Here is a 19,036-nt window from a genome sequence, read left to right as displayed (position 1 = left end):
CTTTTACAATACCCAATTTAAGGAAAATACTTTTTTTCCTAGCCCTGTTCATATCCTGTTTTAAAGGTTTTTCTCAGAATAAATTGATCACATTACAGCTAAAAAACAAACCTATTACTCTGATTATTAAATCAATTGAAGAACAAACTGATTTTAGGATTATTTATAATGCACGAAAAATTGATGCCGGTCAACTGGCAGATTTAAATGTTCAGAATGCGACTTTAGAAACGACTTTAACGCAATTATTTGCAGGGAAAAACATTTCGTTTTACATACAAAAAAAGCAGGTTTTATTAACGAACTCCGCTCCTGCTTCTACTTCTACATCTTCTGATGAAAAAGAACGATTAATTAGCGGCACGGTTTATAATGCTAAAGACAAACTTCCGCTTGCGGGAGCAACAATCCGTATCAAAGGAACCGGAATGGGTGCTATTACAGACTTTAACGGAAAATTCGTTTACGAATTAAAAGGAAATAACATTAATACGATGGTGCTTGAAATTGGATTTTTAGGCATGCAGTCCAAAACTATAAAAGCAGATAATAAAAAAGAATTTACGGTTTATCTGGAAGAATTTACAGATGAACTGAATCCTGTTGTAATTACCTCATCGTACGGAACTACAAAACTAAAAGAAGAAATTGTTGGGAGTATTTCTACGCTAAATGCTAAAGATATAGCTGTAGAACAAGCTTCAGAAAGTATTGACAAAATGATTACGGGGCAAATTGCCGGAGTAATGGTCGAAAATACTTCTGGTGTTGGTGGTCCTGTAAAAATCAATATTCGCGGTCAGGGTACTTTATCTTCATTAACAGGAGCAAAAACCGGAACTTCGACACAACCTTTAATTATTGTTGACGGTGTAATCATGGGAGAAGAATACGGAATTGACAGTGCTTATTTTAGTGGAAATGGGGATGCTACTGAAAATTTCGGAAATCCACTGATGAAAATTGCTCCGGAAAATATTGAAACTATTTCGGTTCTTAAAGATGCGGCAGCTGTTGGTATTTATGGTGCTGACGGAGCAAATGGCGTTATTTTGATTACAACCAAAAAAGGAAAAAAGGGAAAAACACAATTTGGTTTCTCTAATCAGCTTGGGGTTTCATCAGCCATCAATCAAATTAAATACCTTAACGGAGAGCAATATACTGAACTCCGTAACGAATTTGTAAAAAATACTACTCCCGGAGCTGCTCTTACTCCTTATAATGGTGTAAATACAGATTGGTTTGGTTTATTGAATCAATCAGGAATTTTTAATAAATACAATTTTAATGTTTCCGGCTCAACATCAAAAATATCCTATCGCACGAATATTAGTTATACAAAAATTGATGAACCTCAAATGGGTAATAACACAAAACAATTGAATGCGGGAATTAATTTAGGATACAACTCTGGTAAACTGGACATTAGTTTAATGCTGAACCCAAGTTATACAGAGAAGAATGCCCCAAATATATTTTATTCTTTTGCTTATCTGCCTACTCTTTCTCCTTATAACCCAGATGGATCATACTCGTTTTTAGGCGTTAGCGGTATGACGCGAGGAAATCCGCTGGCAGCAATAGAACAAAATAAAAATCAGGCAAAGACGTACGGTATTTTAGGAAGTTTAAGCCTTTCCTATCAACTAAGCAGTGCTATAAAATTCTCTACTTTGTTTGGTCTTGACTATACTGATAAAGATCAGGATCGCTATTTTTCAGCAGAAAATGAAAGCGGTCAGTTCGCCGGAACTTTTGTTTTAGACAACATAACGTATCCAAGATGGGGACGCCGACTTTTAAATCAAAGAAATGCCACTAAATGGAACTGGCAAGGACAGGCTTTGTTTAACAAACAACTTGCTGAAAACCATGCTTTTGATGGCGTAGTGGGTTTTGAACTTTCTGAGGATAAAACTAATTTTGACTATCAATCCGCCATTGGTTTTGTGAATCCTTATGTTATTAATCCTGTTGCTAATGCTTTAAAAGATGATAATCCTTTAACTCCTGATGTGGATGAATCCAAAAGTAATCAGACAGTTGGAAACGAAATTAGTTATAACTCCAGAGTTTCTTTATTTTCTCAGGTAAATTATAATTATAAAAAACGATATTATTTGTTGGCGAATTACCGTCGAGATCAAAGCTCTGTTTTTGGCGATGATACGGATGTTGCTAATAATGGCGGTCTTGGAGCGAGTTGGATTATTAGTAATGAAAACTTTCTTAACGATAATTCCTGGCTTAACTTTTTAAAATTAAAAACAAGTTACGGTACAACAGGAAATTCAAGAATTGGTTCTTACCGATCAAAAGGTTTGTACAATTATCAGCAAAATAATTATAATGGAGGAACAGGTGCCACTCCGGGTTCGGCACCAAACGGAAATTTGAGTTGGGAAAAAAATACCAAGTTCAATGCCGGAATCGATTTCAATATTTTCAATCGCGTAGAGTTTTCTGTAGAATATTACCGTGATAATAAAAGCGATTTAATTACTACCAGAGATATTCCTACTGAAACCGGTTACAGTTCCATGCAGCTAAATGCTGCAAGTATGTACAATGAGGGTTTTGAATTTCAAACCCGAATTAAATGGATTAAAAGCAATAATTTTAAGTGGACAACCTCTTTTAATATTTCAACCGTAAATAGTAAAGTGACGGATTTAAAAGGTTTAGGAAGCGATTTCTCTACAGCAGAAATTGCTCTGGCTCAAAAAATTGGTTACAGCACCACTACCGTTTGGGGAATAAAATGGGTGGGCGTTGATCCTGCAACAGGAAGAGACCTGGTGACTAAAAACGGACAAACATACGACCTTGCTACTTATAAATCTCTTTTTACAATAGCCGACTGGGAACCTATTGGCGACACGCAGGCAAAAGCCTACGGCGGATTCAATAATAGTTTTACTTTTTACAACAATTTGACTTTATCCCTGAGGGGAGATTTTCAATTGGGTGGTGATTTCTTTGCTTCAGATGCTATTATAGACAAATATTCGAATACTTCAAACCGAAACCTTTCTGTAAATGCTGCTAATCATTGGAGAAATCCAGGCGATAATGTACCCTATTCTGCAGTAACAATTGTTCCGGTTACGGCAAATTTAAGTAAGTACGTTTATGATGCTACTTATGTGCGATTAAGCAACGTAAATCTTAGCTATAATGTGCCCATAAAAAATATTTTCCTTGATACTCTTTCTGTTTTTGCAGATGCTACAAATGTATTGTATTGGTACAAAGAGAAAAGTCCGGAAGGAATGAACGGAATACGAGAGTTTAGTTATACTTATCCGCAGGCAAGAACAATTTCACTTGGTGTAAATGCAAAATTTTAAGACAATGAATTATTTAAAATACATAACAATGGCATTCCTGATTTTTTCATTGCAAAGCTGTAGTGATTTTCTGGAACAAGAACCCGGAACACAAACTTCTATAGACGAATTGCTGCAAAACAAGGAAGGCGTTTTAATAGCTTTAAAAGGGCTTTATCGCAGTGTAGAAAGTACTGTAAGAGAAGAACGTTTTTCTGTATATGGAGATTTGCAGGGCGGAAATATAAAATTCACTCCCAATTCCTCAGGAAATAGTTTAGGACAAATTACTCCGGGAGTTAATCTTAGAGAAGTATATTCTTTTGAAGATGTCGCAGAAACCAGTAATTCTGCCTCATTTTACAGCAGTAATTACAGCATTATTAATCAGGCTAATTTAATTTTAGAATATACACCGAAACTAACAGATGCAACCGAAACCGAAAAAAATCAGATAAAAGCAGAAGCTTTAACGATTAGGGCGTATGCACATTTTATTTTATCACAGATTTATTGTCAGGATTACGGATACACGCCTGATGCATCACATTTAGGAGTTATCTACAGTAAGGAATCGATAAAATCAGGGCTTAAATATCCAAAAAGAGAAACCCTTGCAAATACATATTCATTAATTATTGAAGATTTAAAATCTGCAATCGATTCTTATTCTGATGCCTCTGCAATGTCGGGACCTGCTTATTCCTATTTTAACCGAAATAATACAAAAGCCTTACTGGCAAGAGTTTATTTGTACAAAAAAGACTGGACAAAAGCATACGAAACTGCCAATGATATAATTGCAAACTCCGGATTTACACTAGTAAATACTGCCGATTTAATATCACAATGGGCACAGCCTGATCTTCCTGTTTCTGAAGCTTTGCTGGAATTTTCGGTTCCAAAGGATTCAGAAAGTGCCACATCAACATCAATGGCCAATTATTTTGGTTATAATTCAGGAACGTATGCCAGATATGTAGCTTCAAACGACCTTGTTAATCTTTATGAAAATAATGATTTAAGAAAACAACTATTTCTTACTGTTAATCTTCCTACTTTAGTTAACGGAGTTTTGACTTCTGCACCTTACAACTTTACACGTAAATTTCAGGATAATGCAGGATATGTGGCGTTTAGATTAAGTGAATTGTATTTGATTCGTGCCGAAGCTGCTCTTGAAAACAATCAGCCATCACTTGCCATGGCAGACGTTAATACGATTCGTGCACGTGCTAATGCGACTTTATTAACAAGTACTTCAAACCTCAAAGAGGATATACTTTTAGAAAGAAGAAAGGAACTTTGTTTTGAGGGGCATTTATTTTTTGATCTCGTTCGCCATCACAAAGGAATTACCAGAAACGATGGCTGTATTTCAACAAATTGCAGCATGGCTTATCCGTCACTTAAATTCGTATTACCAATACCACAATACAATATTAATCTTAATTTAAACCTACAGCAAAATGAATCATATTAAGATATTCAGCATACTTTCAATCGCATTTCTAGTGGCTTCATGCTCAAAAGACGATTATAAATTAGGTTCAGAAATAGATCCTTCTTTGAGGTTTAATTTTTTGGTAAACAGTAATAATGTCCCATTAGAATATCCATCAGTAAGCGGGATTTTAGTTCCCAAATCTACTTATACAAATAGTTCAGTAAAAACCTTGAAAATTCCCGTTGCACTAACCACGCGTTCCTTAAAAAATGCGGTAACGGCAAATTTCAGTGCAGTTTCATCCACTAATGATAACGAAAGTTTTACCGTAAGTCCGGTAAATCAATTAGTATTTGAAGGAAATAAATTAACGGATACTATTTTTGTTTCATTCGATAAAAGATGGGCTGCAGACCAAAGTATTTCCTTAAAACTGGAAACAGTATCAGATCCTGAAATTCATATTGGAAATTTAAATACAACGTATCCCAATGATACTTTCAAAATTGAACTTGCACCCATAACAACCAATTATACTTTTCCGGTCACGCAATATATTGTAAAAGGAGAAATGGGCGAAACAATCGATTTTAAAGTCAATTTCCCTAATGGATTTTTCCCTTCTGAAATAGAAAACGCTTCTATTTTTAAATTTCAAAATGGTTTTGAATATTCCTTGACCCATGATGATTACGGTGATAACCGAAGTTCGATAACCTATCATCTAACGCTTTTAGAAGATATTCAAAATGATGATGTTCGGTATGAAACCAAAATTTCCCTTACTTCAATTGCCAACTATAATGCCACGGGAAATCTTAATTTAACGATTGCAAAACCTATAAAATCGCCAAGAGATGTTAATGCAAATCCGGCTTCTAAATTCTACGATTTATCAAATCAGTTTTATTTAACCTATGGTGAAAACTGGTTTGACAAAAGCGGAACTTGTGCATGGCAGGCATTTAATGCATTTACTTTTCCGGTTGTGGTAGCAAAAGACAATGAAAATGCCATTTTATACAGCGACAAAGGCACGGCAAACCCAAATGATGATGTATATCATGATGCCTTCAAAATTGGTTTTAATGTGGCTACCGGAACGTCAACAACCAATTCTTTCAACCTAAAAAGATGGTTTAGCAATGAGGCAACATCAGGTGCAGCCTCACCTGGATTTAATATTACATCAGCCTTAGAATTTTTCCCTGATAAAGGAAACAGTAAAACCAGCGGTAAAGTTTTAGTGATCCCGCAAGATATTACCATTGCGCCATCAGGAAAAACTGCCGACGGAAAAGATAAACCGGGTCATATCATCGCCATTTCCGGCGAAGGAACTTACAAGGAAATTAGCACCGGTTTATTTGAAATTTCTTTCGAATTAAAACTGACAAATGACAAACTCTTTGGAGGTACTGTTTCCGGACAATACAAAATATACAACAATAAAACATATCCGAAAATTAATCCGATAAACGCTGATTGTCCTAAGGAAGTTACTCTTTAGGTTTGAGTTTACAGTTTACAGTCACGGTTTTTAGTCTCAGTCGCAGTCGCAGTTTTCAGTCGCGTTGAGACAAAGAAACACAATCTTGTCATCCTGAGAAACGAAGAATCACACACGAAAATCGACAAAGATTGGCGAATTTCTGTGTGGAGTATCTGTGCGATCCTTCGTTCCTCAGGATGACAAAAATGCGACTGAGACCGAGACTGAGACCGAGACTGAGACCGAGACTGAAAACTGCCACTGAATTTGCAACTTGAAACAAAAAAAACCTGAAACAAATCAAACAAAAAAAATCAAACAAAAAAACAAATTGAAAAAACTAATAATCCCTCTCCTCTTCTTAATAAGCCTTACTGCTTACAAAAGCATCGGGGAACCAGAATATATCGATGTTCAGCAATTGCGTAAACTGTATTCCAGTGGCGATCCCACATCATGGCCCGCACCACAATTAGATAAAAGTATCGACAAAAAAGCATTCCGGGATATTGGAGTGCTTTCTGCAGTTCCATATCCGGCGTATAATCCGTATTCGAAGGAAAAAGAAAGTTTGGGTAAAATCTTGTTTTTTGATCCGAGGTTATCTACAAGCGGACAAATTGCCTGCGCTTCCTGTCATAATCCTGAATTGGGCTGGACAGATAATTTAACGCGTTCCTTTGGTCACGATCGCCAAACGGGAAAACGAAATTCAATGACGATTTTAAACTCGGCGTATGCCAAAACTTTATTTTGGGACGGCCGCGCTTCAAGCTTAGAAGATCAGGCGCAATTCCCGATTGGTGATCCGCTTGAAATGAATGAAAAACTGACGATCGCCGTTGATAAAATTGCCGAAATTAAAGGATATAACGAGCTTTTTGAAGCTGCGTTTGGAGATAAAAAAGTGTCATTAGAAAGAATTCAATATGCAATTGCCACTTTTGAAAGATCGATTAACAGTCCTAAAAGTAAATTCGATCAGTTTGTGAGCGGTAAATCCGAAGCTTTTACAGACCAACAAGTTAAAGGTTTGCATTTATTCAGAACCAAAGCACAATGCATCAATTGCCACAATACACCTTATTTTAGCGACAATCAGTTTCATAACGACGGACAAACTTTATTTGGAACTAAAAATGAAGATTTCGGACGTTATAATGTTACTAAAGATAAAGCGGATATTGGCAAATTCAGAACGCCAACGCTTCGCGAAGTGGTCAATACAAAACCGTGGATGCATCACGGACATTTTCCGTCCTTACTGGATGTTGTTGAATTATATAATTTGGGAAATCCCTCGCCTGTTCAGAAAAAATATCTGGGAACAGAACGAGATTCTTTGATTCCGAAACCGGATCCTTTGCTTAAAAAACTGAATTTAAACAAAGAAGAAATCAGCGATCTTCTGGCTTTTATCGAAACGCTAAGTACGCCAACACGAAGAATTATGACACCAACTATGCCAAAATAAATGATTTGTTAATTGCCCCAAAAATTCTCAAATTATAAAGTCTGTTTCTTAATTGAAACGGGCTTTTTATTTATTAAACCTCAATGAGATTACGCTATCTTTTTAACACATAGAAACATAGGCCCAAAAATCTATAAGCCGATTCACTTCAAATAAATCCCATCGTAACTATCAAAAAAAAAGCGTGATTTTCTAAAAACATCTATTTTATATTTAAAAATCTATGTTTCTCTGTTTTAATTATATTTTGCGAAATAGGAGACAAATTCTAATCACAATTTACTATTCTTTCATTGAAGTATAAAATGACTCACAAACAAAAACAGAAGCATCATTTTTTAAATTTGTCTGAAACGGAAGAAACATTTTCTTTTATAAAAAATACCATTATGAAATTAGAACACATCCAAATTCAGACAAACAATATTCAAAATACTATTAACTTTTATCAGGATATATTAGAATTACCAATTATAGAAAAAAGCGAAAATTCTGTTACGATTCAGGCAGGTAATTCGGTTCTGGAATTCATTGAAAATCTTAAATTTGATTCTATTTATCACTTCGCCTTTAATATTCCGGAGAACAAACTTGATGAAGCGATTAACTGGTGTAAAAGCAAAGTCAACTTGATTTTTATAGAAGATGAAAAAGTCATTACAAATTTTGAAAACTGGAATGCAAACGCCATTTATTTCTATGATAATAATGGCAATTTATTAGAATTTATCGCAAGACATGATCTCAATAATGCCCAAACTCAAGAATTTAGTTCTAAAGCGATTTTGAATATCAGCGAGATCGGAATCGTGAATGAAAATCCGTTAGAGTTAGGCAATCAGTTAATTGAAAAACACGGTTTTGAATTCTTTAGTAAAAATGCCAATAGCGATTTTTTTGCTGCAATTGGTGATAACGAAGGTTTATTAATTATGGTTCAGCCCGGTCGAAATTGGTATCCAACTCAAACACCTTCTAAAAGTAATAAAACCGAGGTTAAAATTGAAAATAACGGAACTGAAATTGAGTTGTCTTTTTCTTAATTACGTATTCAAACCCGACAGGTTTGAAAACCTGTCGGATTTATCGCAAGGAGAAAATATCAATATTTTTATTTTATTTTCTTTAAATTTATATCTTCTTTGCATTGAGCTTTTATCTTTGCTGTAAATGATTACTAAATAAAAAAATACCAAAATGCCATTCGTCAGAATCAGCCTTCCCAAAAAACTTTCATTAGAAACAAAAAACAATATTTCAGACTCGATTCATCAGTCTTTAATAGCCGAATTTCATATTCCGCAAGACGATTATTTTCATGTTATTGAAGAACTGGAACCTCATCAAATAAGATATCCTGAAAGTTACCTTGGGATTTCACATTCTGAAGATATAATCTATGTTCAGATAACTGCCGGACAAGGAAGAACTTTGGAACAAAAGAAAAACTTATATCATCAAATTGCTACGAGAATTTCTACTTCCACAGCAATCCTCATTAATAATGTGATTATCGTTTTATTGGAAAATAATGGTCTTGAAAACTGGTCTTTTGGGAATGGGGAAATTCAGGAACCTAAACATCTCAAGAAATAATGATTTAAAAAGCTTCGCCGATTCTAAAATAGAGACCCCAATCTCCTTTTCCGACAGCAGCGTCTAAGCCAACATTAAATTTTTCTGTTTTAAATGCCCGATACCGAAAACCGGCTCCGGCTCCGGGATATAATTTCCAGTTGAAACTTTCAGTATCAGATCCATAAATAGTCGCCAAACCTACAAAACCGACCAATCCCATTTTTTTACCAAAATTATAACGATATTCTGCCTGTAAATCTATTAATCCGTCTCCGCGATATTTCCCTTCAGAATATCCTCTGATGTCATTTCCGCCAATTGTAGTTTGCTGTTCAAAGGCAATATTTCCTAAACCGAATTTACCATAAAAACGTGCAGCAAGTACATCAGTTCCGTTTCGCATGGGGAAATATTTATCATATTCTGAGATCATTTTATTCGCATTAATATAGTTTCCAAACCATGTAGGATAATTAAGCCATCGCAATTTTATTTTATCGCCTTTCGTCGGATAATATACTTCGTCGCGCGAATCATACATTACATTAAACTGTAAACCATTTGTGTGGGATATTGAACCTGGCTCAATATCATCTTCGTATTTTGTATCGTAATGCGCATAAGCATAACCAACGCCCGCATATAAAGCCTTGATTACTTTGCGTTGCAGAATAAAGTTGATCATATTGGCTTTGGTTCCGTAATCATAGAAATCAGGGACATCGATATCATCCACAAAAAACTGCGCATTTTGATTTCCCGTTGCCAGAAAAAGCTGCGCGCGCCAATTATCTTCTTTAAAATACCATTTATTGAACGAGGATATAAAATAAGATTTATTCGTGGTATAAACGGCTGAAATTCCGGATAATGATTTAGGCGAAATTGTATCTTTTTTATCCAGTTTGTACATCATCATTGGGATGGTGCCAAACATAAAATCGAGCGTTCTGTTATAATTGATATACGGCATTACGTTAAAATCTACACGTTTCGTTTTTGCTTTGGCTGTTGAAATACTATCAGATATGTTTGTTTGTGTCCACGCCTGCGAATGGTTCAATATCAGGCTTATGAATACTAAAAGTACTTTTTTCATGGTTTTATTTTTGATCTGAAACAAAACTACCACTTCACCTAAAAACAATTATTTAATTTAATTAATGTTGTGTTGCATATTATAAAATGAAACCACGTTTGAAGTAAAAAATTCACGCATTCATTCATAGTCGATCTTTTAGAAAGTAATAAAAAACAATAATCGCCGCAAATTGCGGCGATTGATTAAAACTTCATCTTCTGAATCCTTACGGCATTCAATATGGCTAAAAGTGCAACTCCAACATCAGCAAAAACGGCTTCCCACATTGTCGCTAATCCGCCTGCTCCAAGAATCAGTACAAAAGCTTTGACTACGAAAGCCAAAGTAATATTTTGCCACACAATTTTTTTCGTTTGTTTTCCAATGTTGATTGCCATCGCAATTTTACTTGGTTTATCGTCCTGAATCACGATATCTGCCGTTTCAATTGTGGCATCACTTCCTAAACCTCCCATCGCAATTCCTACGGTACTTAAAGCAATAACCGGAGCATCATTTACACCATCGCCTACAAAAGCTACGGTTTCGTTTTTTGCCTTTATTTCGTTTAGTTTACTGACTTTATCCTCGGGAAGTAAATCTCCAAATGCATTTGCGATTCCCAGTTTATTAGCAACAAATTGAACCACATTTGATTTGTCTCCGCTTAACATTGTTACTTTAACGCCTAAGGCTTTTAGTTTGTTTACGGCTTCTTGTGCATCGGCTTTAATTTCATCTGCAATCGTTAAATATCCTGCAAATTTTTTATCGTATGCAATAGCAATTGTTGTGTAAACGACTTCATTGGGATCTATGTCGTAATTAATATTGAATTTATCCATCAGTTTGAAATTCCCAACATGCAGTTCTTTTCCGTTAATCTCAGCCTTTAAACCATGTCCCGAAATTTCTTCAACATTTTTCAATTCAATTGAAGCATCGATTTCTCCCACATGATTATGAATCGCCGTTGCCACGGGATGTGTACTCTGGCTTTCCAGAACATTGACGAATTTCAATATTTCTTCTTTATTAAAATCTTCCGAAATAATAACTTCCTGAACTTTAAAAACACCTTCGGTCATGGTTCCGGTTTTATCCATTACCACATTCTGAATCGTCGAAATACTATCCAGAAAATTACTTCCTTTAAACAGAATTCCGTTTTTACTTGCAGCGCCAATTCCGCCAAAATAACCTAAGGGAATACTAATCACCAAAGCACACGGACATGAAATTACCAGAAAAACCAAAGCTCTGTACAACCATTGGTTAAAAACATAATTATCTACAAAAAGCATTGGCACTACACAAATCGCAATCGCCAGATAAACGACAATTGGCGTATAAATTTTAGCAAATTTTCTAATGAATAATTCGGCTGGTGCTTTTTTGGTCGTGGCATTTTGTACCATTTCCAGAATCTTGGACAATTTACTATCGTTATACACTTTAGTTACTTTTACTAATGCAATTGTGTTGCCATTAATCATTCCGGCAAGAACAGCTTCTCCTTTTACTTTTGTATCAGGTTTACTTTCTCCCGTTAGTGCCGCAGTATTAAACGAAGCGGTATCAGACAATAATTCGCCATCCAAACCTAATTTTTCTCCCGCTTTAAGCTGAATAATCGATCCAATAGAAACATCGGCCGCTTTGACTTTTGTGGCAATATTATTTTGTAAAACATTTACTTCATCAGGACGCTGGTCCAATAAACTTTTAATATTCGATTTTGCCCGGCTTACCGCCAATCCCTGAAAGTTTTCGCCAATGGTATAAAACAACATTACCGCAACACCTTCAGGATATTCACCTATCGCAAAAGCACCAATTGTGGCAATACACATCAGGAAAAATTCTGAAAAAACATCGCCTTTCATAATACTTTCATACGCTTCTTTCAAAACCGGGAGTCCAACAGGCAAATACGCTACAACATACCAACCGATTCTGACATAACCCGTAAACCAGTTTTGCGGAAAATAATGATCTAACGCAATACCAATAAGCAATAAAATAAAGGATATTATTGCGGGCAGGAACATTTTTAAAATACCGCCTTCGGCATCGTGGCTGTGATCGTGGTCATGATCGTGTCCGTCCTCATCTGAGTGACCATGATCTTCATGTGCGGAACAGCAGCCGGATTGATTGATTTTCTTTTTTGTTATTTTTTCTTCTTTATGTATATGTTCCATAGGAAAGTTTCAAATTTTTATATTTTAAATTTTAATTGTTTCAGGTTTTCTTTGTTTCAGGTTTCAGGTTTTCCTTGTTTCAGGTTCAAACTTTGCCTAAATTTACGGATTTTGTGTGAATTTTTTTTAAGTTATTTTAATCGCGCAAAGATGCAAAGTCGCAAAGTTTTTTGACTTGCATCCTGCTTTAGCTGTACGATTGTCAATAATATTCCGTGTTAAACTTTGCGCCTCTGCGTCTTTGCGAGCATATTTAGCTCCAACTTTATGAATCGCGCAAAGACGCAAAGTCGCAAAGTTTAATTTTTGTTTTTTTGTTTCAGGTTTAAGGTTTCATGTTCTAAAACTGTGAACCTTGCTAAAATCTTCGCGTCCGATGTCAGTTAAACCAACCTGAAATAAAGAAAACGTGAAACCTGCAACAACAATTTTAATGATCATGTTCTCCCCCGCCTTTCAATGCCGAAAGCAAATAAAAAGCACCTTTTGTAACAATTTTTGCATCGGACGGAATTTCATTTACAAACTTCACTTCGGTAAAACCTAAATCTGTAGTTCCGGGAATGACTTCAATAGCTTTAAAGTGAATTTCTTTTTCGTGAGCTGCTTGAGTTCCTGTTTTCTTTTCCTCATGTTCTGCATGTTCTTCTTCTTCAATAAAAACAAAGTATTTATCGGCATTTCGAACCACGGCATCTTTTGGTAAGGCAGGAACTGTGGCATTTGTAATGTTGATATTGGCAGAAACGTACATACCGGGAATCAGTCCTTTTGCATCTGCTGATTCAATTTTGGCATGAACTGCGACGGTTTTACTTTCATTCGAGAATGATTTGTTGATTCCGAAAATCTTTCCTTTAATCGATTTATTCGACTGATTTGTCAATACAAAATCAATTACCTGTCCCACTGAAATTGAACCTAAATCTTTTTCATAAACATTCAGATCCAAATGCATTTGGCTGTTGTCAACCACCTCAAATAATGTTACTCCGGTTTGCGCATAAGCACCTTTTGCAATTTTTATATTTCCCACATAACCGCTAATTGGCGCAACGATTGGCACTAATGATGTACTTCCTTTCGAACCCACATGCAATGCATCTAATTTATTTTTTGCTGCCTGTGCACGGGCTCTTTCTGCCGCTAATTTTGCTTTTACTTCCTGAAAAACTTTTCTTGGATTTACATTTTCATCGCTTAACGTTTTCTGGCGATTGTATTCTAATTGCAAGTATTCTATATTGGCTGTAGCCGAATGGTAATCTTCCTGCATTTCAATTACTTCCAGATTCTGAATCGTTGCAAGCACTTTTCCTTTGTTTACAAAAGTCCCTTCCAAAACAAAAATATCCTTCACCGTTCCTCCTATTAAAGTCGAAACTTCGGCGGAGTTTTGTGGCGGAACTGTTGTATAACCGTTAGCTTTTATGACTTTGTTGAGATTTCTGTTTTCAACCAATCCGGTTTCAATTCCTACCGTTTTATATTGCGATTCGGTTAATCCAACTTCCGTTTCTGATTTTTCTTCCTCCGGTGCTTCTTCTGCTTTCTTTTCATTGCATGACGTTAACACGATGCTATATGCTATAAGCAGTAAGCTATAAGCTGCCTTTCTTTGCGAACTTTGCGATAAAAACTTTGCGAACTTTGCGGTTAAATTATTTATACTTTTCATTCTAATTGTTTTTGATAGTTGGAAATTGAAGTTCGATGGCACTTTGATTAAAGTTATGTGTTGCCTCTGTATATTGCTTTTTAATATCAATTGCCTGATTCAAAAAACTGATGTACGACCAATAACTCATATCGCCATTTGCATAACTTTTTTGCGCTGTGTTAATAATCTGATCTGCATATTGCAGACCTTCTTTCTGATAATAATCCAATGCTTTTTGCTGCTTTGCAAAGTTATTTTGCAGTTCCTGTTTTTGCAGATGGAGCGTTAGTTTATTTTTATCCAAAGCCAATTGCGATTGTGAGATACTTATTGCCGATGCCTGAGCTTTTGCCGTATTGACACCACCAAATAACGGAATTTGTAATCCCGCCGTAAAGCCCTGAAACAAAGATTCGGTATTAATAGTTTGCGCAAAATAGCCCAATCCTAATTTTGGTGTTCGCAAAGCTTTATACGTATTCGCTTCTTTTTGATATACCGAAATTTGCTGTTGGTAATAATCAGTTAATAAACCTTCTGCATTCAAATTTCCTTCTTCTTTTAAAATGGAATATTGTAACGATGTATTTTCATCAGGAATAATATTTTCATCGGTCTGAATAAAAAATTGCAGCTGTTTTTGATAAATCGCCAAATCATATTCTAATTGAGCTTTTTGCGTTTCGATCTCTTTTACTTTCGCTTTAGCGCTAATAACCTCAATGTTTCCGCTTTCTCCGGTTTGAAAACGCAACTCTGCATTCTTTAGGAATTTGGTATAAATATCATTTAATTCCGAGTTCAGTTTCTGAATCGAAACGCCATATAAATATTGATAATAAGCTAATGTTACCGCTTTTTCTATTTCATAAGATGATAATGCTTTTCGTTTCTCGGCTAGTTTTACCAGTTCTTCCTGCAATTGTCGGTTGGCTTTTGTGATGTTTCCTATTGGGAAAAACTGCTGCACCGAAACATTATGGTCAAAATCGACGCTATTAAATTGTCCGCCCTGATATTGAACCTGAAGCGGTTCCGGCTGAAATGCGGTCTGTTTTAGAACGGTCTGTTTTTCTATTTCTTTATCGGCAATTTTTAAATCTATGTTGTTTGATTTGGCAAGTTCTATTGCTTTTTCTAAAGTTACCTTTTGTTGTGCCGATGTTAATGTGGTTAATAATAGGAACGCTATTAAACACAAGGTTTTATTTGCCAATAGCAGCTTATTTAACCGCAAAGTTCGCAAAGGATGATTCGCAAAGCTCGCAAAGGCTGTTACGTTGATTTTATATTTTGAATTCATTTTTTTCTATGTTTTGATTTCTTTGCCATAATTTTTTTGTTTCTCGCAGATTTTGCAGATTTAGGCAGATTTAGTTTTATAAATTTCGTACGATTAAAAATCTGCGTTTATCTGCTTAAATCTTTTAAAATCTGCGAGAAAAATCATTTTGCTCAAAGTAATTATTGTCTAATTATCAAATTTTCTCATTATCTAATTATTCTTTGCGGTTAAACTTCTTCTCTAAAAGCAAATACAAAATCGGTAAAACGATCAACGTTAGTAATGTTGCTGAGAATAAACCACCTATAACAACGGTTGCAAGCGGTTTTTGAACTTCTGCTCCTCCGCTTGTTGATAATGCCATTGGCAAAAATCCTAAAGAGGCTACGGCGGCGGTCATTAAAACAGGACGTAATCTTATTTTGGTTCCTATTAAAACTCTTTGCAAAGGATCTAAAATTCCCTCGGTCTTGAGTTGATTGAAATAGGATATCAACACGATTCCGTTTAAAACCGCGATTCCGAATAAAGCTATAAATCCAATTCCTGCCGAAATACTAAATGGCATTCCGCGCATCCAGAGCGCAAAAACGCCCCCAATTGCTGAAAGCGGAATTGCCGTAAAAATCAAACCGGCTTGTTTGAAACTTTTAAAAGTGAAATAAAGCAAGACTAATATTAATCCCAAAGCGACCGGTAATGCTATAGAAAGTCGTTTTGTGGCTTCGATTAAATTCTCAAATTGTCCGCCATAAGTCACGTAATATCCTGCGGGAAGTTTTAAGTTTTTATCTAATTTTTGCTGAATTTCCTCTACCACGCTTTTAATATCACGACCACGAACATTTAATCCAATCGTGATTCGGCGTTTTCCATCTTCACGCGTAACTTGTACCGGACCTTGCTCATAATCAACTGTGGCGACTTGCGAAAGCGGCACTTGCTGACCGTTTGGTAACGGAATAAACAAATTGCTCACATCTGTAATATCTCCGCGATTGTCCTGATTCATTCTCACCACTACATCAAATCTCTTACTTTCATCATAAATTTTTCCGGCACTTTCGCCCGCAAATGAAGATCGTATTATCTGATTGATATCAGAAATATTCAAGCCGTATAAAGCAATTTTATTATAATCGTATTTGATTGTAATTTGTGGTAATCCCGTCACTTTATCGGCTTTTAAATCGCCAATGCCTTCAATGCTTTTTATTTTCGAAATTAATTCTGTGGCTTTTGCATCGAGTACTTCTAAATCATCACCAAAAATTTTAATGGCAATATCGCTTCGGCTTCCGGTCATTAATTCGTTAAAACGCATCTGGATTGGTTGTGAAATCTCAATATTGGCACCCGGAATTATTTCCATTTCTTCTTTCATTGCATTTGCCAGATCTTCCCAATTGTGATATTTTCCGCTCCATTCTTTTTTGTCTTTCAAAACAATTATCAAATCGCCGCTCTCAATAGGCATTGGATCTGTTGGGATTTCACCACTTCCTATTTTGGTTACGATGGTTTTGATTTCAGGAAATTTGGCTTTTAAAATCTGCTCGTATTTTGTGGTGGTTTCCACCATCTGCGTAAGCGAACTTCCAGTCATGATTGTAGCATTGATAGACAAATCACCTTCTTCAATGGTTGGGATAAATTCTCCTCCCATACTATTAAAAACTACTATCCCCAGAACAAATAATCCTAATGCTATGCCTAAAACAAGTTTTTTAAATCGTAATGCTTTCTCTAGAAAAGGCGTGTAAAAAGACTCTAGCCAAGCCATCATTCTGTCACTGAAATTTTCTTTGTGTTCTGTGTTTTTAGATAAAAATAAAGCAATCATCATTGGTACGTAAGTCAGCGAAAGTACAAACGCTCCGGCAACGGCAAAACCAACGGTCATTGCCATAGGTTTGAACATTTTTCCTTCGGTTCCTACTAAAGCAAGAATGGGTAAATACACAATCAAAATAATGATTTCTCCAAAGGCGGCACTATTCCTTATTTTTGAAGCCGAATTGTAGACTTCATCATCCATTTCGCTTTGCGTTAATTCCTTATTATGTTTGAGTTTTTGCAAATGGTGCATTGTAGCTTCCACTATAATTACGGCTCCGTCGACAATAATTCCAAAGTCTATTGCGCCTAAACTCATTAAATTTCCGCTTACGCCAAAGGCATTCATCAAAATAATGGCAAAAAGCATGGCTAACGGAATCACAGAGGCGACGATTAAACCCGCACGCAGATTTCCAAGAAATAAAATCAGCACAAAAATCACAATTAGCGCCCCTTCAAGTAAGTTTTTTGTAACGGTTCCCATCGCATTATCGACTAATTTTCCTCTGTCAATAAAAGCTTCGGCAACAACGCCTTCGGGTAAACTTTTATTGATCTGGATCATTCTTTCCTTAACGCTATGAACTACTGCGCTTGAGTTTTCGCCTTTTAGCATCAAAACCATTCCGGAAACGATTTCTCCTTTTCCGTCTTTTGTTGATGCGCCGTAACGCAAGGCAACTCCTTCCCGAACTTCGGCAACATCACGCACTAAAACTGGTGATCCGTTTCGGTTTTTGACTACGACATTTCCTAAATCTTTGGTGTCTTTTGCCATTCCGACACCACGAATAAAATACGCCAACTGATCTTTTTCGATATACGCGCCACCTGTATTTTGGTTGTTTTTTTCTAAAGCATCAAAAATCTCAGTAATTGTAACTCCAAGACTGTTTAATGTATTGGGATTTACGGCGATTTCATATTGTTTTAGTTTTCCGCCCCAGGTACTTACATCTGCAACTCCTTTAACACCTTGCAATTGCGGAATTATAATCCAATCCTGAATGGTTCTTAACTTTACCGCATCGTATTTGTTTTCATAGCCTTTTTTGGCATAAACATCATATTGGTAAATTTCTCCTAAACCTGTTGTAATGGGCGCTAATTCGGGCGAACCGGCATAGGCGGGAATATTTTCCTCAGCTTTTTTTAAGCGTTGAAATATTTGTTCTCTTGCCCAGTAAATATCAACATCGTCCTCGAAAACAACGGTAACAACGGATAATCCGAAACGTGAAATACTGCGAAGTTCAATAATATCAGGAACTGTTTTAACGGCTTGTTCCAGCGGATATGTAATTAATTGCTCGACTTCCTGACTTGCCAGTGTGGGTGCTGATGTGATAATCTGTACCTGATTATTGGTTATATCCGGTAACGCATCAAGTGGCAATTGTTTGAGCGAATAGCTTCCCCAAGCTATTAATACAAGGGTAAATAGTAGTATAACGAACTTATTCTTTATACTGAACTGTATGATTTTATCTAACATTTTAATGGTATAATGATGTGAGAAATCAGACAAGAGTTTGTCTGTCAAATACTGTGGAAAATCCACAATTCTCTAACCCGTATTCCTTTGAAATCACTTCAATTACAGTTCGATAGCTTATTTTCTTGTGCGAAAAAAATCTGGTGAAC

Annotated in this window: 11 protein-coding genes; 6 read left to right on the top strand and 5 right to left on the bottom strand. The window is 35.9% G+C overall.

All coding sequences use genetic code 11. From position 1 onward, the window contains the following. The first annotated feature begins 83 nt into the window (after nucleotides 1-83). The 6 genes from ACHRVX_RS04040 (at nucleotide 84) to ACHRVX_RS04015 (ending at nucleotide 9,341) form a co-directional block, all read left to right on the top strand. Entirely contained in the window at nucleotides 84-3,353 is a 3,270-nt protein-coding gene (locus ACHRVX_RS04040; protein WP_395329471.1) for a SusC/RagA family TonB-linked outer membrane protein, read from the top strand. A 4-nt stretch (nucleotides 3,354-3,357) separates the two neighbouring features. Then, complete coding sequence (locus ACHRVX_RS04035; RefSeq protein ID WP_395329469.1) at nucleotides 3,358-4,815, top strand: RagB/SusD family nutrient uptake outer membrane protein; 1,458 nt, start codon at nucleotides 3,358-3,360, stop codon at nucleotides 4,813-4,815. After that, nucleotides 4,802-6,289: a hypothetical protein gene (locus tag ACHRVX_RS04030; RefSeq protein ID WP_395329467.1), complete on the top strand. Its 1,488-nt coding sequence runs from the start codon at nucleotides 4,802-4,804 to the stop codon at nucleotides 6,287-6,289. The genes ACHRVX_RS04035 and ACHRVX_RS04030 overlap by 14 nt, the downstream gene beginning before the upstream one ends. Nucleotides 6,290-6,602: 313 nt before the next feature. Then, complete coding sequence (locus ACHRVX_RS04025; RefSeq protein WP_395329465.1) at nucleotides 6,603-7,745, top strand: cytochrome-c peroxidase; 1,143 nt, start codon at nucleotides 6,603-6,605, stop codon at nucleotides 7,743-7,745. Between the two features lie 389 nt (nucleotides 7,746-8,134). After that, nucleotides 8,135-8,788 (top strand): VOC family protein, encoded by a 654-nt coding sequence (locus ACHRVX_RS04020; protein WP_395329463.1) that lies wholly within the window; start codon nucleotides 8,135-8,137, stop codon nucleotides 8,786-8,788. Nucleotides 8,789-8,942: 154 nt separating this feature from the next. Continuing rightward, nucleotides 8,943-9,341, top strand: a complete 399-nt coding sequence (locus tag ACHRVX_RS04015; RefSeq protein ID WP_395329461.1) for a tautomerase family protein — start codon at nucleotides 8,943-8,945, stop codon at nucleotides 9,339-9,341. 4 nt (nucleotides 9,342-9,345) lie between these two features. On the opposite strand, the gene ACHRVX_RS04010 is transcribed toward ACHRVX_RS04015, so the two are convergent. The 5 genes from ACHRVX_RS04010 to ACHRVX_RS03990 form a co-directional block, all read right to left on the bottom strand. After that, the gene (locus tag ACHRVX_RS04010) at nucleotides 9,346-10,422 is read right to left on the bottom strand and encodes a BamA/TamA family outer membrane protein (protein WP_395329459.1); all 1,077 of its coding nucleotides are present in this window, start codon (nucleotides 10,420-10,422) and stop codon (nucleotides 9,346-9,348) included. A gap of 185 nt (nucleotides 10,423-10,607) precedes the next feature. After that, entirely contained in the window at nucleotides 10,608-12,608 is a 2,001-nt protein-coding gene (locus ACHRVX_RS04005; protein WP_395329457.1) for a heavy metal translocating P-type ATPase, read from the bottom strand. 430 nt (nucleotides 12,609-13,038) lie between these two features. Next, nucleotides 13,039-14,286 (bottom strand): efflux RND transporter periplasmic adaptor subunit, encoded by a 1,248-nt coding sequence (locus ACHRVX_RS04000; RefSeq protein WP_395329455.1) that lies wholly within the window; start codon nucleotides 14,284-14,286, stop codon nucleotides 13,039-13,041. Nucleotide 14,287: 1 nt separating this feature from the next. Beyond that, entirely contained in the window at nucleotides 14,288-15,571 is a 1,284-nt protein-coding gene (locus ACHRVX_RS03995; protein ID WP_395329453.1) for a TolC family protein, read from the bottom strand. A 196-nt stretch (nucleotides 15,572-15,767) separates the two neighbouring features. Continuing rightward, nucleotides 15,768-18,887 carry an efflux RND transporter permease subunit gene (locus tag ACHRVX_RS03990; protein ID WP_395330282.1) on the bottom strand — a complete coding sequence of 1,040 codons (3,120 nt, stop codon included), beginning with the start codon at nucleotides 18,885-18,887 and terminating at the stop codon, nucleotides 15,768-15,770. Between the last annotated feature and the right edge of the window lie 149 nt (nucleotides 18,888-19,036).

The organism is Flavobacterium sp. FlaQc-47, assembly GCF_044006475.1.
GTDB lineage: Bacteria > Bacteroidota > Bacteroidia > Flavobacteriales > Flavobacteriaceae > Flavobacterium.
This window is presented reverse-complemented; position numbering and strand designations above follow the sequence as displayed.